The sequence below is a fragment of the Streptomyces sp. CB01881 genome (genome assembly GCF_002953255.1).
GTDB lineage: Bacteria > Actinomycetota > Actinomycetes > Streptomycetales > Streptomycetaceae > Kitasatospora.
In genome coordinates this window covers 6,894,211-6,918,161 of the sequence record NZ_CP026498.1, presented here as the reverse complement: position 1 = coordinate 6,918,161, position 23,951 = coordinate 6,894,211, and the positions used below count along the sequence as shown (strand labels likewise).

Here is a 23,951-nt window from a genome sequence, read left to right as displayed (position 1 = left end):
CGCGAAGCTGAAAGTCCGACGGAGACTACCGAAGGACCCCGCGCTCCCGGAAGGCGGGTACCACGCTTCGTACACGCCCCCGCCGACGCCCTGTCCGATTGGCCCAACTCCGTCGCCCTGTGCGGCTTTTGCACCCGACTGCCGGGTGACCACAGCGTGACCGGTACACGCCCGGAGGGGCCTCCCCCGGTACGGGTCAGCCGGCGAAGAACGACTCGGCCGCGGCCAGGGCCGGTTCGTCCTTCAGCACGTCCCCCGGGCGGGTGCCGTTGCCGAGCAGCGCACCGCCCCAGCGCATGCCCATGTAGTCCGCGCAGAGCCGCAGGGTGCCGATCAGCGGGTCCGCCTTGTCGGGCTCGGTGGCCAGCGCGGTGACGGCCCAGACGGTGCCGCCGGCCATCCGGGCCCGGAAGTCCGCGCCGGGCACCCGCAACCAGGCCGACCAGTGGTCGAGGTAGAGCTTGGCGCTGGTCGGCAGTGAGTACCAGTACAGCGGCGCGACGAAGACCAGGTCGGTCGCGGCCAGCGTGGCGTCCAGCAGGGTCCGCTCGTGCCCGGCCGGCTCGCGGAAGCCGTCGTCGGCGTGACGGCGGTCCTCGAACAACGGCAGCGGGTGCTCGCTCAGCCGCAGCCAGCGCTGCTCGGCACCGGCCGGCAGGCTCGCCCCGGCGGCGAACCTGGCGAGCTGTTCGGAGTTACCGCCCGGCCGCGAGCTGGCGTTCAGGAAGAGGAAGCTGCGCGGCGCTTCGGTACCGGCGTGCTGCTCGGACATGGGACCCCCGTGGCTGTGACGACTCGAAAAGAGTTCGAGTCTACGAGCCGGCGCTACGACACGGCCGGCGGCACCTGCCGGTCCGTGTACAGGTGCAGCAGCTCGCCGAGCGTCGGGTCGCGGCGCAGACCCCGGTCGGCCAGACCGAGCCGGGCCACAACCCCGCGGGAGCCGGCGTTGTGGGTGTGGATCCAGGCCGCCACCGGCACCTCGGGCGAGTGCCGGCGGGCGGCGTCGGCGGCGGCCCGGGACAGCTCGGTGGCGTAGCCGCGGCCCCAGTGCGCCGGGTCCAGCCGGTAGTAGAGGTTCCAGAAGCCGGAGGCGGGCTGGAACGCGACGCCACCGACGCCGACCACCGCGCCGTCGGCCGGGAGCCGGGCCGTCCAGTAGCCCAGGCCGGACGACTCCCAGGACTTGACGGCCCGTCCGATCCAGGCCCGGGTGGTCTCCTCGTCCCGGTGCCGCCCCTCGGGGACGTGGCTCCACGTCCGGGGGTCGGTGTTGATCCGGAACAGCTCGGCGAGGTCGTCGGCGCAGACCGCGCGCAGCTCCAGCCGGTCGGTGCGGACCAGCCACGGCTCGCCGGAGCGGGGTTCGTTCGTCAGCGTCACGGCGCGATCGTAGGCAGCCGCTACGGAGCCGGGCACCGGGTTTTCGCCGCCAGGACGCGGGGCTTCGGTGCCGGGCCGCAGGGTTCGACGCCGGGCCGCAGGGTTCGACGCCTGCCCGCGGGGCGGTGCGCCGGTTCGCGTCGCGCTACGCCGGGAGCCCGGCCCGGCGGCGGGCGACGGCCGCGACGGCCGCCCAGTCCTTCTCCCCGTCCCCGTGCGCGAGCGCGTCCAGGAAGGCGTCCCGCAGGATGCCGCCGAACGGCAGCGGCACGTGGGCGTCGGCGCCCGCGGTCAGTGCGAGGTTGACGTCCTTGAGGCCGAGCGGCAGCCGGAACCCGGCCGGTTCGTAGCGGCGCTCGGCGACCATCGCGCCGTAGCCGGAGTAGACCGGCCCGGGGAAGAGCGTGCCGCTGAGCATCTCGATCAGGTCGACCGGCCGGACGCCGTTGGCCTCGGCCAGACTGCACGCCTCGGCCATCGACTCGATCGCGCAGGCCAGCAGGAAGTTGGTGCTGATCTTGGCGGTGTTGGCCTGCGGCGGGCGCTCACCGAAGTACCACGTCCGCCGGCCCATCGCGGCGAGCAGCGGCTCCGCGGCGGCGAGCGCCGCCGGGCTCCCCGCTGCCAGGATGTTGAGCTCTCCGGCCGCCGCCACCGGTGGCCGGCCGAGGACGGGCGCGGCGACGTAACCGAGGCCGTGCGCGGCGTGCAGGGCCTCGGCGCGCTCGGCGAGCGCCACCGAGATCGTGGCCATGTTGACGTGGACGGAGGCGTCGGCCCCGGCCAGCAGGGCCGGGTCGAGCAACAGCCGCTCGACCGCCTCGTCGTTGGCGAGCATCGAGACCACCGCCTCGGCGGCGAACGCGTCGGCCGGACCGTCGGCGGCCTCCGCCCCCTGGGCCACCAGCGCGGCCACCGGTTCGGGCGAGCGGTTCCAGACCCGGACCCGGTGACCGGCCCGCAGCAGGCTGGCGGCCATGCCCTGCCCCATCGCACCGAGCCCCACGAACCCGACCGTCATCCCGCCCACCGCACACTCCCACCCTCGCCCGGCAACGTATTGCCGGACGCCCGGCCCACCCGACTGTACGTCAGGACGCTCCCGCAGCAGGGTTCAAGCGCGCCCGCGTCCACGCGCCCCACGCCCGGGCGACCGCCCACTCGGGCGCTCCCCACTGAGGCGCTCCCCACTGAGGCGACCGCCCGCTCAGGCGACCGCCCGCTCGGGCACGGCGGAGACCCGGGGCAGGCCCGCCTCCAGCTCGGCGACCACCCGGTGGCGCAGCAGCTCGTACTGGGCCTGGAGCCGGCCCGGGCGCTGCGGACGGGCGACCGGCCGCCCCGGGCCGACCAGCTCGTCCGGTCCGAACTGCTCGCGGGTGAGGTCGATCTCGACGCCGGTGGCGAACCGGTTCCACCAGTGCAGGTCCGTCCGGACCCCGCCGACGTGCACCTCGCCCATCATCAGCTCGCCGCCCAGCAGGTCGTGCAACACCATCGCCGTCACCCCGCACTGGCCGCGGGCGGGATTGTCGGGACGCCAGTGGGCCAGGTCCTCGGGCGCACAGGTGTCGACACCCCAGGAGGAGCGGATCGCACGTTCGATGTCGTTGAGGGTCCACGCCGTCATACCGGGAAGCCTGCCACGCGCCACCGACAGCGGCACCCGGCTTTTCAGTCGGCCACCCCCTGTTCTGCGCCGACTTTCTCGATCTTCACTCGTACGAGCAGCTCGCCCGGAACCCCGTTGCGGGCGCCGTACTGCTCGGCGAGGTGCTCGCCCATGTAGCGGGCGGCGATCCGGGTGGCCCAGGTGCGCACCTCGGCCAGGTCGTCACTGAGGTTCGCCGTGCCCTGCACCAGGACGTAGGAGAACGGCGGGCGCTCGTCGTCCACGCAGAGCATCACCCGGCCGTCGCGGGCGAGGGTGCGGCCCTTGACGGTGTTCGCCCCGGTGTTGAAGACGATCTCGTCGCCGTCCAGCAGGAACCAGACCGGCGCGACGTGCGGGCGGCCGTCGGCCCTGGTGGTGGCGATCTTGGCGGTACGGGTGCCGGCGGAGAGGAAGGCGCGCCACTCGGCCTCGGTCATGTGTGCCATGCCGGTCATCCTGGCCGTTCCGGCACGGCACCGCACCAAGTACCGGACGGATTCCCGGCACGGGCCCCCTGGGGGTGGGGCACCGGGACGCCGGGACGGTCGGGGGCCGGGGTGGTCGGGGGCCCACCCCGGCCCCCGACCGGTGAGCAGCCGGCCGGTGAGCAGCCGGCTGCTCGGCGTCCGGCTACTCGGCGGGTCCGGCTGCTCGGCGGGTCCGGCTACTTGGCGAGCTCGGCAACGCCCGCCTGGGCGAACTGCTCGTCGAGGTCGCCGCTGGGCGCACCCGCGACGCCGATCGCCGCGATCGGCGCGCCCTTGGCCTGGACGGGGGCGCCGCCGGCCAGGAACAGCGTGCCCGGGATGTCCTTGAGGTTCGGCGCCTGGGCGAGGCGCTTGGCCAGCTCGGAGGTCGGCGCGTTCCAGGAGACGGCCGTGAACGCCTTGCGCTCGGCGGACTCCGGCGACTGCGGGCCGGCCCCGTCGCCCTTGAGCAGCACCCGGGTGATCCCGTCCCGGTCGACCACGGCGACCGAGATGTGCTGGCCGGCCTTGCTGGCCGCGTCCAAGCTGGCCTGGGCGGCCTTGGTGGCGGCCTCGACGGTCAGACCGGTGGTCTGGGTGAGGTTCTTGTTCTGGGTGTCGGACTTCACCGCTGCGGCGGCGGCCGGGGCCTCGGTGGTCTCGGCGCTGGCGGAGACGGCGCCGACGGTGGCGGCCGCGAGCGCGGCGGCGACGACGGTACCGGTCAGCACGCGGGTGCGCACGGAGGTCTTCTTCATGGTCAGGCTCCTCGTCGGTTCGGTCGGGGCCACGGCCGGAACCAGGGGGACCGGATCGGGCTCGGCGGCTTCGGTACCGATCCTCCGGCCGCGGACCCCTCCCCCACATCGACGGTCCGGCGGCCGCTCACGCGCATGATGGTTGACGGGCCCGTCAACCGATCGGCTGATGCGCGCCCCGGCCGGACGGGTCACCATCGAGGGATCGACGCAGGTCAGCGCCGGTCAGCACCGGTCAGCCCGGTGGGCCCGGCAAGCCCGGTGAGCCGGTGAGCCGGCCCGGTCGGCCGGTCGGCCGGTCGGCCCGGTCGGCCCCGGGCAGTGCGGCAACCGCCGCACCCGACGCGGAGTGAGGAGCGAGCACGTGGACCAGCCCGAGCCCGGCACCGCCACCGAGCCCGGCACCGCCACCGCGCGCGGCACCGCCGGGGAGCCGGACGCGGGCCGGCTGGCCGTCCTGCTCGACTCCGCCTTCCTGCTGCTGCTCGCCACCTCGCTCGGCCGCTACCTCGGCCACCACCCCGGCAACCCGCGCATCCCCTGGGTGGTCGGCCTCAGCCTCGCCCTGGCGGTCTCCCAGCCGGCCGGCTCCTGGCTGGCGCACCGCCGCCCGCCCGCCCCGGGGCAGCACCGCAGGCTCTGGCCGCTGGCCCTGGTGGTCGCGCTCTGGGTGGTGCTGGTGCTGCTGGCGCCGAGCTTCGCGTGGTGCGCCGTCCCGCTGGTCTACACGGCCCTGCGGACGCTGCCCGCGCGGGCAGCGATCCCGATGGTGGCGGCGCTCACGCTGCTGGTGGTGGTCGGCGAGGTCCGGCTGGGCGGTGTGGACGCCAACCTGATCCTGCTGCCGCCCGCCGTGGCGGCACTGGCCACCGGCGTCTTCCTCTTCATGGAGCGGCAGGCCGAGCGGCAGCGCGCGCTGATCCGCGACCTGCGCCGCACCCGGCGCGAACTCGCCGCCACGGAACGGCGGGAGGGCACCCTGGCCGAGCGCGAACGGCTGGCCATGGAGATCCACGACACCCTGGCCCAGGGCCTCTCCAGCCAGCAGATGCTGCTCCAGGCCGCCGACCGCACCTGGGACGCCGACCCGGCGACCGCCCGGACCCACGTCCGGACCGCCGCCGAGGTGGCGGCCCGCAACCTGGCCGAGGCCCGCCGTTTCGTCCACGACCTCGCACCCGCCGAACTCGCCGACGGCCGCACGCTGGACCAGGCGCTGCGTGCGCTCGCCGGGCGGGAGTCCGCCGAGAGCGGTCTGCCGGTCCGCTTCCACCTGGACGGCACCGCGGTGCCGCTGCCCGCCGCCGCCCAGTCCGCGCTGCTGCGGATCGCCCAGGGCGCGCTGGCCAACGTCCGGGAGCACTCGGGCGCTTCGGCCGCCGCCCTGACGCTCTCCTTCCTCGGCGACCAGGCGGTCCTGGACATCGCCGACAACGGCCGGGGGTTCCGGACCGACGGGACGGGTGTCAGCGGACAGCCCGCCGGTGGTGCCCGGCCCGATGCCGGCCGCGGCCACGGACTGCCCGCGATGCGGGCCCGGTTGCGCCAGCTCGGTGGCACCCTGACCGTCGAGAGCACCCCCGGCGAGGGCACCGTCGTCTCCGCCGCGATCCCGCTGGAGCCGCGATGAGCGAGCGAACCCCCGCCCAACAGACCTCCGCCAACCGAACCCCCGCCGAACGAACCCCCGCCGAACGAACCCCCGCCGAACGAACCCCCGCCGAACGAACGATCAAAACGATCAAGAGGTGCGTATGAGCGCCGTCCCCGCGGCACAGCCGGTCCGTCTGCTGGTCTGCGACGACCACGCCGTCGTCCGGGCCGGCCTGCTGGCACTGCTGGCCAGTGCCGGGGACATCGAAGTGGTCGGCGAGGCGAGCAACGGGGAGGAGGCGGTCGCCCTGGCCGCCCGGCTCGCGCCCCAGGTAGTACTGATGGACCTCCAACTCGGCGAGGGCATCGACGGCGTGGAGGCCACGCGCCGGATCACCGCCGCTCCCGGTGCTCCGCACGTCCTGGTCCTCACCACCTACGACACCGACGCCGACATCACCCGGGCGATCGGCGCGGGCGCCACCGGCTACCTGCTGAAGGCCGAGCGGCCGGAGGAACTGTTCGCCGCGGTCCACGCGGCGGCGCGCGGCCGTACCGTTCTCTCGCCGCCGGTCGCCTCCCGGGTGATGGCCCAGATGCGGGCGCCGGTTCCGCAGCTCACCGAGCGCGAGCAGGAGATCCTGGCCCAGTTGGCGCAGGGCCTGGGCAACCGGGAGATCGCCCGCGCGCTGTTCATCAGCGAGGCGACGGTGAAGACCCATCTGGGCCGGATCTACGACAAGTTGGGCGTCGACACCCGCTCCGGTGCGGTGGCCGTGGCCAAGGAGCGCCGACTGCTGCGCTGAGTGTCCGCGCGGCCCCGTTCCGCAGCGAAGATGTGGATGTTTCGTGGATCCGATCATTGACAAACCAACCACTCGGTTTGTTAGCGTGGAGATCAACGACGCCTCCGGCCACAAGGGGAGCTCGCCGAGGCCTGTGCGGACCGCCCTCGCCGGAGGGCACTGCCAGGGGGGACGGCGCGGGCCGGGGAGTCCGGGGGGAGCGACGCGCGCCGAAGCCGTGCGACGAGGTGGCGCGGAGCGTGTCCGGGGGGACCCGCTCCGCGCCTCGCCTCCCCGTCCGACACCACCCCCGCACCGGATCGCGCACCGCCTCGCCCCGGCTACCCCATGGCACTCCAGAACGGGCAGCACACCTCCGGCAGTCGCGCCAAGTAGCCCTGGGATCCCGGTACTTCACCCCAGCCGCCGGCCGACCGCTCCGATCGTTCCGACCACCCCGGCTGTTCCGGCCGCTCCGACCGGGCCACTCCCGGCGAGACCGCCGTCAGCCGCGCCTCGCCCAGCTCGCCGAACTCCAGCGCGAGCCGGTAGCCGTCCGGCGTGGTCGCCGCGAGGCCGGGCCACTCGCGTCCGGCGTTCACCGAGGTGACGGTCCAGCCGCGCCGGCGCCACTGCGTCTCGACCATGGCCGGCAGCGCCGCCCGACGGGCCGCCGAGACGATGGTGACGATGTCCCGGCTCCGGCCGACGTACCAGTGCACGGCCGCGTCGTCCGGGCCCGACCCCGGCAGCGGCAGTCGCGCACCGGCCCGGGCGGCCCCGTGCCGCCAGGTGAGCCGCGGCCGGACGCCGTCCAACGAGTCCTGTAACAGGCTCTCGCAGCGCACGGCCGCCGCCTCCTGGTCCACCGGCGCGGTACGCACGGACGGGACGGCCGGCAGCGCGGACGCCGGCAGCGTTCCGGCGGGAGTCTCGACGTTCACTTCGGCACCACCTGGCTGCACCGGGGCCTCCGTCTTCTCCCGGCGTTCAACCCGGGAAGGATTCCGTTCCTCTGCACTCCCTGGACGGCCCGCCGCACCGCGCCAGTTCCACCGCCGACGCACCGGGCACACGTTCTGCCGCTCCCGTGCACATCGGCCGGACCCCATCACCTCGACCACCTCGGCCGAGCTCCGCCACCTCGACCCCGTAGGCCGCCCCTGCCACCCCTGCCGCGCCGACATGCATACACTGCACCGAGTAGTGTAACCAGCCCGAAGGAGAGACCACCCGATGACCCCAGGGACCTCAGAAACCCCGGCAACCCCCGGGGCACCCGCACCGGCCACGGGCTCGCGCCGGATGCCGGAGAAGCGGCAGGCCATCGCCCGCGCGGCAAGCACGGTCTTCGGCCGTGAGGGCTACACCCGCGCCAGCGTGGACGCGATCGCCGCCGAGGCGGGGGTGTCCAAGCGCACCATCTACAACCACTTCGGCGACAAGGAGAAACTGTTCCTCTCCGTCGCCCTGGAGACCGCCGGCGAGCTGACCGAGGCCATCGCCGCCCTGGCCGACCGTCACCTGCACAAGATCGTCAACCTGGAGGCCGACCTCACCGCGTTCGCCCTCGACCGCGCCCGGGCCGTCCTCACCGCGGGCGACCACTCCGCACTCGGCCGCACGATCCGCGCCGAGGCCGGCAACATCCCGCCCGAGGTCCTCGGCGCCTGGCTGGACGCGGGCCCGCTCGCCTCCCAGCGCGACCTCACCGCACACTTCGGCCGCCTCGCCGACCAGGGGCTGCTGCACATCGAGGACGCGACGCTGGCCGCGACCCAGTTCACCCTGCTGACGTTCAGCGGGGCTGCCGACGCCAGCTTCTTCGGTGCGATCCCGCTCCCCGACGCCGATCTGGAGGCGGGCGTCACCGCCGGCATCCGCGCGTTCCTGCGCCTCTACGGCTGACGCGACCCCGCCTCCGCCACGGAGAGGGCCGACCCCGGAACGGGGTCGGCCCTCTCCGCATACCGGCTCTCGCCACGCACTCACCCGGGCCACGCACACATCCCGGCCCCACCCCCGGCCCGGCCCCACCCCTGACCCTCGCCACGCATCCGGCCCTCGCCCAGCCCAACATTGCACTGCACGGTGTAGTTGAATCACTGCTCTGCACCGTGTAGTTTACTTTCTTGTCAGCACCTCACCCCCTCGGAAGGGACCACCCGCCATGCCCACCATCACCGTCGACGCCGCCCGCATCCCCTACCGCGTCGTGGGTGACGGCCCCGAGACCGTGATCCTCGTCCACGGCACCGGCCCCGGCTCCGGCATGTGGGACAACCTGCTGGACGCCTTCACCGACCGCTACACCCTGCTGCTCCCCGACCTGTCGGGCAGCGAGGCCGCCGAGGACGACGGCGCCGAACTGACCATCGACACCCTCGCCGCCCAGGTCAACGCCGTCATCGAGCACGCCGGACGCGGCCCCGTCCACGTGGTCGGCTTCTCGCTCGGCGCCGTCATCGCCACCGCCGCCGCGGCCCGCCGCCCCGACCAGGTGCGCCGACTGGTCGCCGCCTCGGGCTGGATCAACTCGGACGACGAGTACCTGCGCAACATGATGACCGTCTGGCTCTCCCTCGCCGGCGACCCGGCCGCCTTCGGCCGCTACGCCACCCTCACCGCCTTCAGCCGCGGCTTCCTCAACCGCATCGGCCGCGAGGGCGTCGAGGCCGCCGCCGCCTTCATGCAGCCGACCCCCGGCACCCTGCGGCACATCGCCCTCGACCTCGACCTCGACATCACCACCCTGCTCCCCCGCGTCCAGGCCCCGACCCTGGTCATCGGCTGCACCCAGGACGCCACCATCCCGGTGGAGAACGCGCGCCGCCTGCACGCGGCCATCGCCGGCAGCGAGTACGCCGAGTTCGACACCGGCCACGTCGTGCTCGCCGAGCAGCCCGAGGCGTTCACCCGGACCGTCCGCGACTTCCTCGCCGCCGCCTGAGCCCCCACCTGAGTCCCCGCCGCTTGAGCCCCCACCGTCCGAGCCCCGCAGCCAGGGGCCCCGCCGCCCGGGCCCCGGCAGCCCGGCCCCGCCGCCCGGGCGGCGATGTGACCTGCGTCACATTCGCCGCCCCCGTCGTCACACTCCGGGCCTCCGATCCGCTCATAGGGTGTCGCCGCCGCACGCCACCCCTCGCAGACAGGAGGCAGCAGATGAAACTCACCATCCTCGCCGCCACCGGCGGTATCGGACGGCAGCTCCTCGCCCAGGCCCTCGCGGCGGGCCACGACGTCACCGCCGTGGTCCGCAACCCGGCCGGACTGTCCGATACCACCGGCCGCACACCCGCCGCACAGACCGTCCGGGTCGTCCAGGCCGATCTGGCCACCGCCGAACCGGCCACCCTGCGCACCGCGATCGCCGGCTCGGACGCCGTGCTCTCCGCCCTCGGCCCGCGCTCCGGCGCCGAGGCCGGGGTCGCCTGGCGCGGCACCCGGTCCGTGGCCGCCGCCATGCGCGAGGTCGGCGCCCAGCGCCTGATCGTGGTCAGCGCGGCCCCGATCGGCACCGTCCCCTCGCCCGCCCGCCCGGAGCCGCCCCGGCACGACCCGGGGGACGGCTTCTTCATGCGCCACCTCGGCGCACCGCTCACCCGGGCCGCGCTCCGCCGTCACTACGCCGACCTGGCGCAGATGGAGGACGTGGTCCGCGCGAGCGGGCTCGACTGGACGATCGTCCGCCCGCCCCGCCTCACCGACAAGCCGCTCACCCGCGACTACCGGACGGCGTACGGGCGCAACGTGCGCCGCGGCCTCTCGGTCGCCCGCGCCGACGTCGCCCACTGCATGCTCGGCCTGCTGGACCGGCCCGAGTCGGTCCACCGGACCGTCGGCGTCGCCAACTGACCCCCGGACGACCATGACAGACCTATCGTCAGACATCGGACAGAGGCCGGCCCGCCGCGACCCGGCGGAGCCCGACGACGGATTGCGACGGCGCGCGATGAACCACGACGACTCCCTGGCCCGGCAGTTCGAGCAGCAGCGCCCCCGGCTCCGGTCGGTCGCCTACCGGATGCTCGGCTCGTTGAGCGAGGCCGAGGACGCCGTCCAGGAGGCCTGGTTCCGGCTCAGCCGCGCCGACGCCTCCCGGGTCGACAACCTGGCCGGCTGGCTGACCACCGTCGTCGGCCGGGTCTGCCTCGACCAGCTCCGCTCGCGCGCCGCCCGGCGCGAGGAGCCGCTGGAAACCCACGTGCCCGACCCGGTGATCGGCCGGGTCGACGCCGCCGACCCCGAACAGGCGGCGCTGCTGGCCGACTCGGTGGGCTTGGCCATGATGGTCGTCCTCGACACCCTGCCGCCGGCCGAACGGCTCGCCTTCGTCCTGCACGACATGTTCGCCGTGCCCTTCGACGACCTCGCCCCGATCGTCGACCGCACCCCCGCCGCCACCCGGCAGCTGGCCAGCCGAGCCCGCCGCCGGGTCCGCGGAGCGGCCACCCCGGAGGCCGACCTCACGCGCCAGCGCGTCGTCCTGGACGCCTTCCTCGCCGCCTCCCGCACCGGCGACTTCGAGGCCCTGGTCACCCTGCTCGACCCCGACATCACCCTCCGCGCGGACGTCGGCGCCACCCGCTTCGGCGCCCTGCCCCTCCTCGTCCACGGCGCCGCCGCCGTCGCCCAGCAGGCGCTGCTCTTCCGCGGCCTGGCCCCGCTCGCACGCCCGGTCCTGGTCAACGGCGCCCTCGGCCTGGTCACCGCCCCCGACGGCCGGCTGTTCTCCATCCTCGCCCTCACCGTCGTCGACGGCCGGATCACCGAGATCAACCTCCTCGCCGACCCCGACCGGCTCCGCACCCTCCCCGTCCCGCCGCTCTGACCGGCCGCACCGCGCCACCGCCCCCGTACGACTGAGCACACCGCGCCCCGGCCGGCAAGGCCTGCGCCAGAACGTCCGATTACCGATCCCCCCGGGAACACCAACTGACCGTCCGTCAGTTCACGGAGTGAAGAGGGCGCCGGGCCCCGACCGTGGACGACGGACGACCCGCGCCCCACCGACTGACGAATGACCAGGAGACATCCGTGCGCATACTCTTCACCGGCCCGGCCGCGGCCGGCCACCTCTTCCCGATGATCCCGACCGCGCAGGCCCTGCGCAGCGCCGGACACGAAGTGCTGTTCGCCGGTTCGAGGCCGCTGGAGCCGCTCCGGGCCGCCGGCTTCCCGATCACCGAGATCGGCGACGGCCGCACCGTCCGGGAGGCGTTCGAGCAGTCCACCGGGGAGAAGGTCCAGTACGTCGCGGCCGACAGGACCCAGGACGAGATCCTCAACATGGCGGCCAGGGGCTTCGCCATCGCCTCCCGCTCCACCGTCGACGGCCTGCTCGCCGCCGCCGGCGACTGGGGTGCCGACCTGCTGGTCTACGACTCCTTCCAGGCCTCCGCCCCGCTGGTCGCGGCCAAGCTCAAGATCCCCTCGGCGATCCAGAACTTCGGCGTCACCTCGGGCCACGGCATGGCCGCGCGGATCGCCGCGAACTTCACCGACGTCTACGAGGCCCACGGCCTGGCCGGCCCCGCCGCGGCCACCGCCCTGAACATCGTCCCCGCCTCGCTCGGCGGCGACCCGGACGGCCTGCGGATGCGCTACATCCCCTACAACGGCGGCGGCCTCGTCCCCGCCGGCCTGCTCCGCCGCGGCGACCGCCCGCGCGTCGCCGTGACCCTGGGCACCGTCCTCACCGAGCTGGACGGCGTCCGCGCGATCGTCCGCCTCATCGAGGCCGCCGCCGCGGTGGACGCCGAGTTCCTGCTCGCCGTCGGCGACGCCGACCTCACCCCGCTCGGCACCCTGCCCGACAACGTCCGCGCGCTGCCCTGGGTCCCGCTCGCCGAACTGCTCACCGCCTCCGATGCGTTGATCCACCACGGCGGCTCCGGCACCATGCTCACCGCCCTCCAGGCCGGCCTCCCCCAGCTCCTGCTCCCCCAGGGCGCCGACCACTTCGCCAACGCCGACGCCCTCACCGCCACCGGCGCGGCCCTGCGCTCCTCCTCCGACGACGTCGACACCGCCCTCCTCACCCGCCTCCTCACCGACCCGGCCCTCCGCACGGCCGCCACCGCCCTCCAGGCCGAGAACGCCGCCCTCCCCTCCCCGGCCGCCCTCGTCCCCGCCCTCGAAGCCCTCGCCGCCCACTGACCCACCCCGGCACCCCTGCACTCCGGTATCCCTGCACCCTTACACCCCGGAAGGCAACGGACCCCGCCCGGCGAAAGCCGGACGGGGTCCCGTCCTTGCCGAACCCCACCACGCCGACCACGCGCCCTCCGGCGCCGCACATCACGAGACGCACGTCACATCCGCTCCATGTCACAACCCGCCGGGGTGTCCGGTCTACAAGGGCGAGAGCGGACAACGACAAGGAGTGCACGATGGAAGCCCGTCTGAACGTCTTCACCAACCCGGTCACGGCCAAGTTCGGCAAGCACCTCATCGCGGCGGGCAAGGTCCTCGCGGACTCGACGCTGCCGTTCGCGACGCAGGAACTGGTCAAGCTGCGCGCCAGCCAGATCAACGGCTGCGGTTTCTGCGTCGACATGCACACCAAGGACGCCGCGCACGCCGGGGAGACCGCGACGCGCCTCAACCTGGTCGCCGCCTGGCGGGAGGCCACGGTGTTCACCGACGCCGAGCGCGCCGCCCTCGAACTCGCGGAAGAGGGCACCCGCATCGCCGACGCGGCCGGCGGAGTCCCGGACGAGGTCTGGGCGAACGCCGCCAAGTACTACGACGAGGACCAGCTCGCGGCCCTGGTGTGCGGCATCGCCCTCATCAACGCCTTCAACCGCGCGAACGTCATGATCCAGCAGCCCGCCGGCGGCTACCAGCCCGGGCAGTTCTCCTGAGCCCCGCCCGGGCCGCCTCCGTGGCCCCGGAAACTTTCCGGGCGGGGCCCGAATCCTTCAGCACGGTCCGCGCCTCCTATACCTGTGCCGACAAACGTCGGGACAGAACCTGGAGGTTGTCGTGATCCTCGGTGTCGGTATCGCCGTCGCACTGGTGCTGCTCTGCACCTGCATGCTCGTCGTGAAGCGCAAGCGGGGCGGGCGTGGCTGACTCGGCCTGGCCCGGCGAACAGCTGGTCGTCGCCGCGCAGCGCGGTGACGTCGATTCGATCGCCGCGCTGGTGTCGGGCGCACACCCGAACGTGCAGCGGTTCGCCCGCTCCCTCTGCGCCACCCCGGAGGACGCCGAGGACGCGGCGCAGGAAGCCCTGATCATCCTGTACCGCAAGATCGGGATGCTGCGGGCCTCCGGCGCACTGGCGTCGTGGATGTTCCGCATCGTCCGCAACGAGTGCCTGCGGCGCGCGCGGACGGCGATGCGGGACCACCCACCGCTGCAGGACACCGCCGTGGCCTCGGCCGAGGAGGAGGCCCTGCAACGGCTCGATGCGGGCAGGGTGGCGGCGGCGATCGCCGCCCTGCCCGTCGACCAGCGCCGCGTGCTGATCATGAGAGACGTCCAGGGCCTCAGCGGACGGACGGTGGCCGATGCGCTGGGTCTCACCACGGCGGCGATGAAGTCGCGTCTGCACCGAGCACGCGCAGCGCTCCAACTCGCACTGCGCTCCGCACCCGGCCCACTTTCTGGAGGGAACCATGACGGGAACGAAGGCTGACGGTCCGGACTTCGCGAGCGCGTCACTGCCCCGGCACCTGGCGCGCGGCGCGGTGGGGTTCGGCGCGCTGGTCGGCTCCGTCGCACTCATACCGGTCGTCGGCCCGGTCAGCCTGCTGCTCCTGCCGGTCGGCCTGCTCGCGTTGCGCGGGTGTCCGATGTGCTGGGCGATCGGGCTGGCGCAGACCGTTTCGAGGGGCCGGCTGCAGCGCTCCTGCGAGAACGGCCAGTGCAGTCTGGTCGTCGCCGGCCGAGGCGACACCTGATCCGGCGGGCGCCCGGGCGATCGGATCCGGCCACTGCTGAGCGTCGTTCACCGCCCTATCCGGCACGGATCCGGCACGGCCGGTTCAGCACCCGTGTCGCCCGGAGCCCCGCATCCGGCCCGGCGCCAGGTGCCTCAGGCCCTGCCCTCAGGCCTTGCCGCAGGCCTCGCACCGCGGGGGACGGGCGCGAAGGCGCTGCCAGGAGGCCGTACCGAGGGTGATGCCCCAGAGGAGGAAGAGGGCGTACCAGAAGAGCCCCCAGACGCTCTGCGGATGGGCGTCCTGCGCGGCGAAGGCCGGAGCCGGGACCACGCGGCCGGCAGCGAGCAGGTACTGCATCGCGAAGTACGTGAAACCCCACAGCGTCATGCCGATCGAGGCGATGCCCGCCGGAACGGCGATCAGGCGGACCGGGATGCGCCGGCCCCACGGGCGGACCAGGGCGAGGGAGAGCACCGCTCCGAACACGGCCACCGCACCCATCACCCAGTAGCCGATCGCCGCTTCCAGGGTGCCGTGCGGGGCCGTGGCGAAGTCGCCGGGGAAGGTCGCCGCGACACCGGCGCCCCACCACAGGTGCGGTGCCGCATAGGCCAGAGCCGCCACCGCAGCCGTGTAACCGGCCCACGGGGACTGCCGGGTGGGCAGGGGGATCGCGGTCACGGCCGCCATGAAGTCCTCCAGAGGTCGTGGGTTCGACGAGGTGGTCCCGACGTTCCCGGTCCGGAACGGAGTCTCGCCGGGTGGGCACCTGCTGCGGATCCGGCTGCCGCACGAACCCGCACTCCCCCTGCCGGGGGAGCCCTGTCCTCCCCGGGTACCGACGCACCCGGCCGGACGAAGCCGGGTGGGTCAGCGGGCCGACACGGTGATCCCGATCATCCGCGCGCCGGTCTCCGTTCGGGGACGGTGGCTGCTGCCCGGCGCGAACACCACGTACGTGCCGGGCCCGTGGCGTTCCTCCCCCTCGATCACCTCGCCGCTCAGCACGTAGTAGCGCTCCTCGGTGGCGTGTACGTCGACGTCCGGCCACTCGGTGCCGGGGGCGAAGTCGATCAGCCAGCCGCGGGCGTACTCGGTCATCGGCAGTCGGCGGCGCACGATCCCGGGCACGACCTCGACCGGTTCGACCTCCTCGACCCGAACGGTGGTCTTCAGTGCCGTCGTTCCGTTGGTTTCGCTCATGGAGGCCACTGTGGGTCAGACCGGTGCGCGACTTCGAGAGTCCGGAAAGACATCCATGGATATATTCCTGCCATGAGCCATCACCGAGTGGTCGCCCTGCTGAACGAACCCCAGTCGCCCTTCGAGCTCGCGTGCGCTGGCGAGGTCTTCGGGACCGTCCGGACGGGAGTGCCGTTGCACTACGACTTCCAGGTGTGCACCGAGCGCCCCGGGCCGGTGGCGACCACCCTCGGGTACTCGATGCTCGTCGACGCCGGGCTGGCCGCCCTGGAGACGGCCGACACCGTGGTCGTCCCCGGCTGGCAGCCACCGGGCGGCCCGGTGTCGCCGGCCGTCCTGACCGCCCTGCGGGATGCGCACCGCCGCGGGGCGCGGATCGTCGCGATCTGCACCGGGGCGTTCCTGCTCGCCGGGGCCGGACTGCTCGACGGCCGCCGCGCCACCACCCACTGGTGCCGCACCGACCAACTCGCCGCGGCCTTCCCCGAGGTCGAGGTGGACCCGGACGTGCTGTACGTGGACCACGGCGACGTGGCGACCAGCGCGGGGACCGGCGCCGGCATCGACCTGTGCCTGCACCTCGTGCGCTCCGACCACGGCGCGGCCTATGCCGCCCAGGTCGCCCGGAGCATGGTGCTGCCACCGCACCGGGAGGGCAGCCAACTCCAGTACGCCGTGCGGCCCGAGCCCGCCAGGGCGGACGAGTCACTGGCGCCCCTGCTGGAGTGGGCCTCCTCCCGGCTCGGCACCCGGCTGAGCGTCGACCGGCTCGCCGAGCACGCCGGACTGTCCGGCCGAACCCTCACCCGACGGTTCAACCAGCAGCTCGGCGTCAGCCCCGGCCAGTGGCTGCTGCGCCAACGCATCGAGGCGGCACGGGTCCTGCTGGAGCAGACCGACCTGCCGGTGGAGGCCATCGCCACCCGGGTCGGCCTCGCCTCCGCGGTCAACCTGCGCCACCGCTTCCGGACCGCCCTCGGCACCACCCCCGGCGCCTACCGGCGAGCCTTCGGCGAAGCCCGGCAGGAGGCTTCCGTCGGACATCGGTGACGGGCCGCCCACGCACGGCAGCCTGCGCGCGTTGCCGGGGGGCGCGGTCGGCGTGGCCGGACCCGGGACCATCGTGTTCCCCGCTGCCGTACCGCCGCGGTTCGCCGACCGCGGCCAGGGGCACGTCAGGGTTCAGAGGACGGCGAAGGCCGACTGGGACCAGACCGCACAGGCCGCCTTCGTGGTCACGGGCGGGGAGCCCGTGCAGCTTCCCAGACCGCACTGGTCCCGAAGTAGGAGTCGTACAGCTCCTGGACATCGAGGAGGCTCTCCGGCGGCACCTTGCCGTAGCGAATGCGCTCAAGATGGCGGAAGTACTCGAATCGCTCCACCCCGGGCGTGATGATGACCAGCATGTCCGCGATCTCGCCGGGCGCGGCGGCGAAGGCGTGCTGAGTGCCCGGCGGTACGACGACCACGTCCCCGCGTTCCGCGGTGACCACGTGATCGCCGGACAGGAGTTGGACGGTCCCGTCGAGGACGTAGAACATCTCGGCGGACTTGCCGTGGTGGTGCGGGCGGGCGCCGTTCGCGCCCTTGCCGAGCGTGACCCGCATGCTGGAGAGCGCCCCACCCGTGGCGGGGCTGTCGACGAGCAGCTGGTTGACCACCGAGCCGCCGGCGCCCGTCAGTTCGGCGTCGGCAGCGCGTACGACGACGGTGTCGTCGAAGTCGGGGACGAAAAGGGACACTGCCTGCTCCTGGACTCTTGATCACGCGAACGCATGCCGTACGTCAGGCCCGGACAACACGAAAGCCGCAGGTCGCTGACCTGCGGCTTTCGGTACGGAGCGGGCGACGAGAATCGAACTCGCGCTCTAAGCTTGGGAAGCTCATGTTCTACCATTAAACTACGCCCGCCTGATGAGCCGTCAGAGACCGCTCGATCCGTCATCACTGTACCCCATCCGTGAGGCCTGTTGCACAGGTGGCCGGAGGCCGTGGCGGAGCAGTGCGAGGGCGGGGTGGGGGCGTACTGTTTGGGCCGCGTGAGAGAGCTCCGGCGGGCGGGTTTCGGGGCGGCGAGCCGCGATATGGAATGTCCGGAAGTTCCCCTAATGTGACGCTGTCCCGAGGGGCCCGGCCGTTCGGGGCGCGATGAGTACGGGTGAGTACTGCGGTAAGGATGGGAAGGGGATCGATGGAGCAGCGCGCCGTCGTTCGTTGTGCCGAGGGGCACCTGTTCAGCACCACCACGTTCCCGATGCAGAACCTCGGGCCCGGCCGGCTGGGGCCCGGCCGGTTGATCCGCTGTCCGCAGTGTGGACGGCTGCGGAGTTCGGTGCTGGCCGACGTACGGGAGCTGTCCGAGCCGCAACTGGCCCGGGCGATGCGGCTGGAGGCCGCGGAGTTCCTGGCCTGACCGGGGCGGAACCCGCGTAGCGGCGGGACGGGAGTGACAGCTGCGGCCCCGGGCGATTCGTCCGGGGCCGTGTCATGCACGTAACCTCGAAGCGTGCTGCTCTCTGACAAGGACATCCGGACCGAAATCGACAAGGGCCGGGTCGCGATCGACCCGTTCGACCCTGCGATGATCCAGCCCTCCAGTATCGATGTGCGACTGGACCGCTTCTTCCGGGTCTTCGAGAACCACCGTTACCCGCACATCGACCCCTCCGAGGAGCAGCCGGACCTGACCCGGCTGGTCGAGCCGGAGGGCGACGAAGCGTTCATCCTGCACCCGGGCGAGTTCGTGCTGGCGTCGACCTACGAGGTCATCACGCTGCCCGACGACGTCGCCTCGCGACTGGAGGGCAAGTCCAGCCTGGGCCGGCTCGGCCTGCTGACGCACTCCACGGCCGGCTTCATCGACCCCGGCTTCAGCGGCCACGTGACGCTGGAGCTGTCGAACGTCGCGACGCTGCCGATCAAGCTGTACCCGGGGATGAAGATCGGGCAGCTGTGCCTGTTCCGGCTCTCCTCGCCGTCCGAGCACCCGTACGGCTCGGAGCGGTACGGCTCGCGCTACCAGGGCCAGCGCGGCCCGACGCCGTCCCGCTCGTTCCTGAACTTCCACCGCACGAAGGTCTGAGCGGGAGCGCGGCAGAAGGACGAGGAAGGACCCAGAGGGCACGCACAGCGGGCGGCCACCCCCGGAGAACGAGGGGTGGCCGCCCGCGGCGTTCACGGGGCTGCTCAGGCGCGCTTGGGGCGGGTGACGGCGACCAGCTCGCTACCGTCCTCGGAGAGGCGCAGTTCGGTGCGGAGCTCGGCCAGCTCGCCGAGGTGGTGCAGGTGGGTGCCGCCGCAGAAGATCTGCGCGGGGCCCTCGGGCAGCTCGCAGTGCCACTGGCGGCGGGCGGTCAGCTCGGGGCCGGGGACGTCGATGCGGACGGCGGCGTCGGCGGCGACCCAGGCGGCCAGCTGCCGGTTGACGGCCTCGGTGAGGGCGGGCAGCGCGTCGGCGAGGGCCGGGAACTCCTCGGTGGCGTCGGTGGTGAAGCCCTTCTTCCGGAGCGACTTGCCGAGCCGGTAGGTGTCGGTGCTCGCCTCGGTGTCCATCACCGAGGTGTCCATCGCGAGGCTGTCGAAGTCGGGGTTGCCGAAGGCGTCGGCGCGGCCCGGGTCCTTGCGCCAGCGCGGGGCGAGGGCGGCGTTCAGGGCGAGGGCGAGCAGGTGGCAGCCGCTGTGCGAGGCGCAGAGGGCGGCGCGGCGCTCGGTGTCGACGGCGAGCGACGCGACCTTGCCGGCCAGGTCGCCCGGGTCGCCGTCGACCACGTGCAGGACCAGCCAGGACCACTCCTCGTCGCCGCGGCGGACCGGGATGTCGGCGCCGACCAGCGGTGCGCCGCCGTCCGGGCCGACCGCGCCGGTCAGGCAGTCGACGACGGCCAGCTCGGTGCCGTCGACGCTGAGGGTGCCGAGGTCGGCCGGCTGGTCGGGCCAGGTGTGGTCGAGCGGGTGGAACGGGGTCGCCTCGGTGACGACCGCGTACCGGCCGCCGTCCAGCGGGTGCACCGCGAGCACCGGGGACTCGCCGGTCACCGCCCCGGCCGGGAAGCTGACGTGGGTGGTGGGGAGGGTCATGCCTGGCTCCGAGCGCGTGAGGGTGGTGGAAGCGGAACGGGCCCCGCAGGCGGGGCCCGTCGTCCATTCTCCCTCGTGCCCCCCGACAAGCGGCCGGGGCGCCGGGTCGGCCCGGGCACCGCGTCCGGATCGGCCCGAGGACCGCGGCCGGGTCGGCCCGGGCACCGCGTCCGGGTCAGCCCAGGGTCGGCAGCTTGATCAGCACCAGCAGTGCGAGGAGTTGCAGTGCGGCCGCTCCGGCCGCCTTGCCCCAGGGGAGGTCGTGCAGCCGGCGGACCATCGTGGTCAGCAGCACGGCGCAGAACACCCAGGTCGCCCAGCCGACGGCCTGGACCACCATGTTGTCGGACGGCAGGACCAGGGCCAGCAGCAGCCGGGGCGCGTCGGTCATCCAGCCGATCAGCACGGCGAGGCCGACCGTCGACTTCCACGGGCCGTCCCCGCCGAACTGGCGGGCCAGTGCGTACGTCACCCCGCCGAGCACGGCGCCCGCGAGGGTGAAGCAGACCGCGGCGGCGAGGATGGCGGTCAGGGCGACGCCGAAGGTCGACTTGAAGACGTCGTCGCGGGTCAGGCCGATGCCGAGCACGGCCAGCGCGCCGTACAGCAGCGAGACGGTGAGCGCGGGGAGCCAGACCTGGTGGTCGCGGGTGCGGTCGAAGGTCGCGGTCGGGTTCCGGAAGATGCCGACCAGCAGCTCGCGCCAGGCAGGGCGCGGGCCGGAGACGTGCGGGGCGGACTGGCCGCCGGCCCGGTAGACCGCGACGTTGTCCTGGGCGTAACCCTGCTCCTGGGCGTATCCCGGCTCCTGGCCGTAGCCGTACTGCCCGCCCTGCCCGTCGTAGCCACCCTGGCCGCCGTAGCCGCCCTGGCCGGCGTCCGGGTACGGCTCGTCCGGGTACGGCTGCCCGTACTCCTGCGGGTACCCCTGCCCCTGGTAGGGGTACGGCTCGCCCCCGTACGGGTCGCCGCCGGTCGGGAAAGCCCGGGTGTGGCCGGGCTGGTCGGCGGCGTACGGGTCGTGCCCGTCCGGGCCCCCGTGACCCTGGCCGCCCCCCGGCGCCCCTCGGTGCGGGGCCGTGAAGTACTCCGGCCCGTCCGTCTGCCCGTACCCCCCGGGCGCTCCCGCCGGGGGCGGAGGAGCCGACCACCCGCCACGGGGGTCGGCACCCTGACCGCTGTCGTATCGATTACCAGCCACGTTCCGAAGGTACCCGTCCGGCTGACTCCGCGTCGGCCGGGCACAGGGCCGGGGCAGGTTTGCAGCGAGCCTGTGACGGCCGGGCCGGGGCCCCGGCGCCGCCCCGGCCCTCTCGTCGTCAGCGCTGCGCGGACACCTTCGGCGCGTGCACGGCGGCCGCGGCCGTCGTCCCGGCCGGGCAGCCGCCCGGGCCGGCCGAGGTGCGGACGGCGCCGACCGGCAGCAGCGTGCCGCAGGCGACCCGGATGCCGCTCGGCAGCTCGTTGTCGGCCTGGACGATCGCGCCGTCGCCGATCACCGCGCCGTCCAGCGCCGTCCGGTCGCCGATGGTGGCGTACGCGCCCACGATCGAGTCCTTGACCAGGCTGTCCGGGCCGATCGAGGCGCCGGGCAGGATCACGCTGCCCTCGACGATCGCGCCGGCCTCGACCACCGCGCCCTCGGAGACGACGCTGCCGCCGCTCAGCACCGCATCCGGGTGGACGGTCGCGCCGGGCAGCAGCAGGGCGTCGCCGGTCGGGCCGGGGACGGCCGGGGAGTCGACCTTGCCGAGCACCAGGTCGGCCGAGCCGCGGACGAAGGCGGCCGGGGTGCCGAGGTCCAGCCAGTACGAGGTGTCCACGACGCCGCGCAGCAGCGCGCCGGTGGCCAGCAGCTCGGGGAAGGTCTCGCGCTCGACCGAGACCTCGCGGCCGGCCGGGATGCGGTCGATCACGGACCGGGTGAAGACGTAGCAGCCGGCGTTGATCTGGTCGGTGACGATCTGCTCGGGCGTCTCCGGCTTCTCCAGGAACTCCAGGACCCGCCCGTTGCCGTCGGTCGGGACGAGGCCGAAGGCGCGTGGGTCCTCGACCCGGGTGAGGTGCAGGGTGACGTCGGCCCCGGCGGCCACGTGGCCGTCGCGCAGGGCCGCGATGTCGACGCCGGACAGGATGTCGCCGTTGAAGACCAGGACCGGCTCGTCGGGGCCGCAGGTGAGCCCGGAGGCGGCGTTGCGGATGGCGCCGCCGGTGCCCAGCGGCTCGCGCTCGGTCAGGTAGACCAGCTCGATGCCGTACGGGGTGCCGTCCTGGAAGTGGTCCTCGAAGACCTCGGCCAGGTAGGACGTGGCCAGCACCACGCGGGTGACCCCGGCGGCGGCCGCGCGGGCCAGCTGGTGCGCGATGAACGGGACGCCTGCCACGGGCAGCATGGGCTTGGGGGTGTGGGTGGTCAGCGGACGCAGTCGCGTGCCCTTACCACCGACCAGCATGATCGCCTCGGTCATGGTCTGCGCTGTTCCCCTTGTGGTCTCTGCGGCCCGGCCCGGCGGGCCGATACCTCCGTCGGTGGTCAGGACACCCGCCCGGTGGGCCGGAACGGGTCGACCGGCACAGGGCCGGTCCGGCGCCTACTGTATTTCCTTCCAACCGGGACGCCTCCCGGCGGTCCGGCGGTTGGCGCCCGGGCCGGACCGCTGCGGCCTTCGCCGCGAGCCGGGAAGCCGGGCGGGACCCGGTCGGACCGGGGCGGCGGGCCCGTTGCCGGGCCCGGCGGGACGCCCGCTCGCGGGCCCGGCGAAAAGCCCGGCCCGGCGGGCGCTCGTGGCACCCACCGGGCCGGGCAGTTGTGACAGAACTGTCGAACATCAGGACGTACTCACGGCCCTCTCGGGACCGTCCGCCGGTCCCGGGCGCCTACCGCCCGGTCCGGTCCGCCGGGTCTCAGGCGTCGACCGTCTCCGCCTGCGCCTCGGCCGGCGGGATCGCCTTGACCGAGTCGAGCAGCAGCTGGGCGACGTCGACCACCTTCAGGTGCTCCTTCGCGGCGCCCTCGTTCTTCTTCCCGTTGACCGAGTCGGAGAGCATCACCAGGCAGAACGGGCAGGCGGTGGAGACGATGTCCGGGTTGAGGGACAGCGCCTCGTCCACGCGCTCGGTGTTGATCCGCTTGCCGATGCGCTCCTCCATCCACATCCGCGCGCCGCCGGCGCCGCAGCAGAAGCCGCGCTCCTTGTGGCGGTGCATCTCCTGCTGGCGCAGACCGGGGACCTTGTCCATGATCTCGCGCGGCGGGCTGTAGACCTTGTTGTGGCGGCCCAGGTAGCAGGGGTCGTGGTACGTGATCAGGCCCTCGACCGGGTTGACCGGGACGAGCTTGCCCTCGTCGATCAGGTGCTGGAGCAGCTGGGTGTGGTGGATGACCTCGAAGTGACCGCCCAGCTGCGGGTACTCGTTGGCGATGGTGTTGAAGCAGTGCGGGCAGGTGGCGACGATCCGCTTCTTCGGAGCGTCCTCCAGCGCCGCGTTCAGGGTCTCGACGTTCTGGGCGCCGAGCATCTGGAAGAGGAACTCGTTGCCCAGGCGGCGGGCGGAGTCACCGGTGCAGGACTCCTCCTTGCCGAGGATCGCGAACTGCACGCCGGCGGTGTGCAGCAGCTCCGCGAAGGCCTTGGTGGTCTTCTTGGCGCGGTCCTCCAGGGCGCCGGCGCAGCCGACCCAGTAGAGGTACTCGACCTCGGCGGGGTCGATGTCCTCGCCGATCACCGGCACCTCGATGCCGGTCTCCTTCTTCAGCTCCTTGACCCAGTCGAGGCGGGCCTTGGTGGCCATGCCCCACGGGTTGCCCTTGTTCTCCAGGTTCTTGAGCATCGTCCCGGCCTCGGTCGGGAACGAGGACTCGATCATCACCTGGTAGCGGCGCATGTCGACGATGTGGTCGATGTGCTCGATGTCCACCGGGCACTGCTCGACGCAGGCGCCGCAGGTGGTGCAGGACCAGAGGACGTCCGGGTCGATGACGCCGTTCTCCTCGGCGGTGCCGATCAGCGGGCGCTCGGCCTCGGCCAGGGCGGCCGCCGGGACGTCCTTGAGCTGCTCGGAGGTGGCCTTCTCGGTGCCCTCCATGTCCTTGCCGCCGCCGGCCAGCAGGTACGGCGCCTTGCCGAAGGCGGCGCAGGCTC

25 protein-coding genes, 1 tRNA gene and 2 pseudogenes are annotated in these 23,951 nt (G+C 73.5%); 13 read left to right on the top strand and 15 right to left on the bottom strand.

The window, feature by feature from the left end:
- Positions 1-196: 196 nt before the first annotated feature.
- The 6 genes from C2142_RS20030 to C2142_RS20005 form a co-directional block, all read right to left on the bottom strand.
- Complete coding sequence (locus tag C2142_RS20030; RefSeq protein WP_148643932.1) at positions 197-772, bottom strand: NAD(P)H-dependent oxidoreductase; 576 nt, start codon at positions 770-772, stop codon at positions 197-199.
- A 53-nt stretch (positions 773-825) separates the two neighbouring features.
- On the bottom strand, positions 826-1,383 hold the full coding sequence (locus tag C2142_RS20025; protein WP_162002509.1) for a GNAT family N-acetyltransferase: 558 nt from the start codon (positions 1,381-1,383) through the stop codon (positions 826-828).
- 145 nt (positions 1,384-1,528) lie between these two features.
- Positions 1,529-2,404 (bottom strand): NAD(P)-dependent oxidoreductase, encoded by an 876-nt coding sequence (locus C2142_RS20020; RefSeq protein ID WP_148643930.1) that lies wholly within the window; start codon positions 2,402-2,404, stop codon positions 1,529-1,531.
- A 186-nt stretch (positions 2,405-2,590) separates the two neighbouring features.
- Positions 2,591-3,013, bottom strand: a complete 423-nt coding sequence (locus tag C2142_RS20015) for a hypothetical protein (RefSeq protein WP_148643929.1) — start codon at positions 3,011-3,013, stop codon at positions 2,591-2,593.
- A gap of 44 nt (positions 3,014-3,057) precedes the next feature.
- On the bottom strand, positions 3,058-3,474 hold the full coding sequence (locus C2142_RS20010; RefSeq protein ID WP_148644892.1) for a PPOX class F420-dependent oxidoreductase: 417 nt from the start codon (positions 3,472-3,474) through the stop codon (positions 3,058-3,060).
- 227 nt (positions 3,475-3,701) lie between these two features.
- A complete protein-coding gene (locus C2142_RS20005) occupies positions 3,702-4,262 on the bottom strand; it encodes a heme-binding protein (RefSeq protein WP_148643928.1) in 561 nt (186 codons plus the stop codon).
- Between the two features lie 364 nt (positions 4,263-4,626).
- On the opposite strand from C2142_RS20005, the gene C2142_RS20000 reads away from it, so the two are divergent.
- Both C2142_RS20000 and C2142_RS19995 read left to right on the top strand, forming a co-directional pair.
- Complete coding sequence (locus C2142_RS20000) at positions 4,627-5,892, top strand: sensor histidine kinase (RefSeq protein ID WP_241002677.1); 1,266 nt, start codon at positions 4,627-4,629, stop codon at positions 5,890-5,892.
- A 124-nt stretch (positions 5,893-6,016) separates the two neighbouring features.
- Positions 6,017-6,661, top strand: coding sequence for a response regulator transcription factor (locus C2142_RS19995; RefSeq protein ID WP_148643926.1), 645 nt, complete (start codon positions 6,017-6,019; stop codon positions 6,659-6,661).
- Positions 6,662-6,981: 320 nt separating this feature from the next.
- Here the strand turns inward: C2142_RS19995 and C2142_RS19990 are convergent, their stop codons facing one another.
- A complete protein-coding gene (locus C2142_RS19990; RefSeq protein WP_148643925.1) occupies positions 6,982-7,584 on the bottom strand; it encodes a hypothetical protein in 603 nt (200 codons plus the stop codon).
- A 292-nt stretch (positions 7,585-7,876) separates the two neighbouring features.
- Between C2142_RS19990 and C2142_RS19985 the strand changes: the two genes are divergently transcribed.
- From C2142_RS19985 to C2142_RS19950, 8 genes are all read left to right on the top strand, one after another.
- Positions 7,877-8,548, top strand: a complete 672-nt coding sequence (locus C2142_RS19985) for a TetR/AcrR family transcriptional regulator (RefSeq protein ID WP_148643924.1) — start codon at positions 7,877-7,879, stop codon at positions 8,546-8,548.
- A gap of 262 nt (positions 8,549-8,810) precedes the next feature.
- Complete coding sequence (locus tag C2142_RS19980; RefSeq protein WP_148643923.1) at positions 8,811-9,590, top strand: alpha/beta hydrolase; 780 nt, start codon at positions 8,811-8,813, stop codon at positions 9,588-9,590.
- A 212-nt stretch (positions 9,591-9,802) separates the two neighbouring features.
- Complete coding sequence (locus tag C2142_RS19975; RefSeq protein ID WP_148643922.1) at positions 9,803-10,495, top strand: NAD(P)-binding oxidoreductase; 693 nt, start codon at positions 9,803-9,805, stop codon at positions 10,493-10,495.
- A gap of 97 nt (positions 10,496-10,592) precedes the next feature.
- Positions 10,593-11,471, top strand: a complete 879-nt coding sequence (gene sigJ, locus C2142_RS19970; RefSeq protein WP_148643921.1) for an RNA polymerase sigma factor SigJ — start codon at positions 10,593-10,595, stop codon at positions 11,469-11,471.
- 206 nt (positions 11,472-11,677) lie between these two features.
- A complete protein-coding gene (locus C2142_RS19965; RefSeq protein ID WP_148643920.1) occupies positions 11,678-12,799 on the top strand; it encodes a nucleotide disphospho-sugar-binding domain-containing protein in 1,122 nt (373 codons plus the stop codon).
- Positions 12,800-13,032: 233 nt separating this feature from the next.
- Positions 13,033-13,506, top strand: coding sequence for a carboxymuconolactone decarboxylase family protein (locus C2142_RS19960; protein WP_148643919.1), 474 nt, complete (start codon positions 13,033-13,035; stop codon positions 13,504-13,506).
- 203 nt (positions 13,507-13,709) lie between these two features.
- The gene (locus tag C2142_RS19955) at positions 13,710-14,282 is read left to right on the top strand and encodes an RNA polymerase sigma factor (protein ID WP_148643918.1); all 573 of its coding nucleotides are present in this window, start codon (positions 13,710-13,712) and stop codon (positions 14,280-14,282) included.
- Positions 14,263-14,547: a hypothetical protein gene (locus C2142_RS19950; protein WP_148643917.1), complete on the top strand. Its 285-nt coding sequence runs from the start codon at positions 14,263-14,265 to the stop codon at positions 14,545-14,547. Before C2142_RS19955 ends, C2142_RS19950 begins: the two co-directional genes overlap by 20 nt.
- 147 nt (positions 14,548-14,694) lie before the next feature.
- Here the strand turns inward: C2142_RS19950 and C2142_RS19945 are convergent, their stop codons facing one another.
- Entirely contained in the window at positions 14,695-15,219 is a 525-nt protein-coding gene (locus tag C2142_RS19945; protein WP_148643916.1) for a DUF3995 domain-containing protein, read from the bottom strand.
- Between the two features lie 180 nt (positions 15,220-15,399).
- The gene (locus C2142_RS19940; RefSeq protein WP_148643915.1) at positions 15,400-15,732 is read right to left on the bottom strand and encodes a cupin domain-containing protein; all 333 of its coding nucleotides are present in this window, start codon (positions 15,730-15,732) and stop codon (positions 15,400-15,402) included.
- Positions 15,733-15,804: 72 nt separating this feature from the next.
- Between C2142_RS19940 and C2142_RS19935 the strand changes: the two genes are divergently transcribed.
- Positions 15,805-16,782 carry a helix-turn-helix domain-containing protein gene (locus tag C2142_RS19935; RefSeq protein ID WP_148643914.1) on the top strand — a complete coding sequence of 326 codons (978 nt, stop codon included), beginning with the start codon at positions 15,805-15,807 and terminating at the stop codon, positions 16,780-16,782.
- A gap of 185 nt (positions 16,783-16,967) precedes the next feature.
- On the opposite strand, the gene C2142_RS19930 is transcribed toward C2142_RS19935, so the two are convergent.
- Both C2142_RS19930 and C2142_RS19925 read right to left on the bottom strand, forming a co-directional pair.
- On the bottom strand, positions 16,968-17,474 hold the full coding sequence (locus C2142_RS19930) for a cupin domain-containing protein (protein ID WP_148643913.1): 507 nt from the start codon (positions 17,472-17,474) through the stop codon (positions 16,968-16,970).
- 98 nt (positions 17,475-17,572) lie between these two features.
- A tRNA-Gly gene (locus C2142_RS19925) sits at positions 17,573-17,643 on the bottom strand.
- 265 nt (positions 17,644-17,908) lie between these two features.
- Here C2142_RS19925 and C2142_RS19920 point away from each other — a divergent pair.
- Both C2142_RS19920 and dcd read left to right on the top strand, forming a co-directional pair.
- Positions 17,909-18,145, top strand: coding sequence for a hypothetical protein (locus tag C2142_RS19920; protein ID WP_148643912.1), 237 nt, complete (start codon positions 17,909-17,911; stop codon positions 18,143-18,145).
- 93 nt (positions 18,146-18,238) lie between these two features.
- On the top strand, positions 18,239-18,814 hold the full coding sequence (dcd, locus tag C2142_RS19915) for a dCTP deaminase (protein ID WP_148643911.1): 576 nt from the start codon (positions 18,239-18,241) through the stop codon (positions 18,812-18,814).
- A 104-nt stretch (positions 18,815-18,918) separates the two neighbouring features.
- Here dcd and C2142_RS19910 read toward each other — a convergent pair whose 3' ends face one another.
- The 4 genes and pseudogenes from C2142_RS19910 to C2142_RS40070 form a co-directional block, all read right to left on the bottom strand.
- Entirely contained in the window at positions 18,919-19,809 is an 891-nt protein-coding gene (locus C2142_RS19910; RefSeq protein WP_148643910.1) for a metal-dependent hydrolase, read from the bottom strand.
- Positions 19,810-19,984: 175 nt separating this feature from the next.
- Positions 19,985-21,010 (bottom strand): Yip1 family protein, encoded by a 1,026-nt coding sequence (locus C2142_RS19905; RefSeq protein ID WP_241002676.1) that lies wholly within the window; start codon positions 21,008-21,010, stop codon positions 19,985-19,987.
- A 193-nt stretch (positions 21,011-21,203) separates the two neighbouring features.
- Positions 21,204-22,277 (bottom strand): annotated as a pseudogene (locus tag C2142_RS19900) (NDP-sugar synthase); the annotation flags it as partial.
- Positions 22,278-22,713: 436 nt separating this feature from the next.
- Positions 22,714-23,951, bottom strand: a pseudogene (locus C2142_RS40070) (heterodisulfide reductase-related iron-sulfur binding cluster); the annotation flags it as partial.

What these genes read in the sequence shown, in the direction of transcription:
- C2142_RS20030 (WP_148643932.1), bottom strand. Translation starts at nt 772, where the DNA reads ATGTCCGAGCAGCACGCCGGTACCGAAGCGCCGCGCAGCTTCCTCTTC.
- C2142_RS20020 (WP_148643930.1), bottom strand. Translation starts at nt 2,404, where the DNA reads ATGACGGTCGGGTTCGTGGGGCTCGGTGCGATGGGGCAGGGCATGGCC.
- C2142_RS20015 (WP_148643929.1), bottom strand. Translation starts at nt 3,013, where the DNA reads ATGACGGCGTGGACCCTCAACGACATCGAACGTGCGATCCGCTCCTCC.
- C2142_RS20010 (WP_148644892.1), bottom strand. Translation starts at nt 3,474, where the DNA reads ATGACCGAGGCCGAGTGGCGCGCCTTCCTCTCCGCCGGCACCCGTACC.
- C2142_RS20005 (WP_148643928.1), bottom strand. Translation starts at nt 4,262, where the DNA reads ATGAAGAAGACCTCCGTGCGCACCCGCGTGCTGACCGGTACCGTCGTC.
- C2142_RS19995 (WP_148643926.1), top strand. Translation starts at nt 6,017, where the DNA reads ATGAGCGCCGTCCCCGCGGCACAGCCGGTCCGTCTGCTGGTCTGCGAC.
- C2142_RS19985 (WP_148643924.1), top strand. Translation starts at nt 7,877, where the DNA reads ATGACCCCAGGGACCTCAGAAACCCCGGCAACCCCCGGGGCACCCGCA.
- C2142_RS19980 (WP_148643923.1), top strand. Translation starts at nt 8,811, where the DNA reads ATGCCCACCATCACCGTCGACGCCGCCCGCATCCCCTACCGCGTCGTG.
- C2142_RS19975 (WP_148643922.1), top strand. Translation starts at nt 9,803, where the DNA reads ATGAAACTCACCATCCTCGCCGCCACCGGCGGTATCGGACGGCAGCTC.
- sigJ (WP_148643921.1), top strand. Translation starts at nt 10,593, where the DNA reads ATGAACCACGACGACTCCCTGGCCCGGCAGTTCGAGCAGCAGCGCCCC.
- C2142_RS19960 (WP_148643919.1), top strand. Translation starts at nt 13,033, where the DNA reads ATGGAAGCCCGTCTGAACGTCTTCACCAACCCGGTCACGGCCAAGTTC.
- C2142_RS19950 (WP_148643917.1), top strand. Translation starts at nt 14,263, where the DNA reads ATGACGGGAACGAAGGCTGACGGTCCGGACTTCGCGAGCGCGTCACTG.
- C2142_RS19945 (WP_148643916.1), bottom strand. Translation starts at nt 15,219, where the DNA reads ATGGCGGCCGTGACCGCGATCCCCCTGCCCACCCGGCAGTCCCCGTGG.
- C2142_RS19940 (WP_148643915.1), bottom strand. Translation starts at nt 15,732, where the DNA reads ATGAGCGAAACCAACGGAACGACGGCACTGAAGACCACCGTTCGGGTC.
- C2142_RS19935 (WP_148643914.1), top strand. Translation starts at nt 15,805, where the DNA reads ATGAGCCATCACCGAGTGGTCGCCCTGCTGAACGAACCCCAGTCGCCC.
- C2142_RS19920 (WP_148643912.1), top strand. Translation starts at nt 17,909, where the DNA reads ATGGGAAGGGGATCGATGGAGCAGCGCGCCGTCGTTCGTTGTGCCGAG.
- C2142_RS19910 (WP_148643910.1), bottom strand. Translation starts at nt 19,809, where the DNA reads ATGACCCTCCCCACCACCCACGTCAGCTTCCCGGCCGGGGCGGTGACC.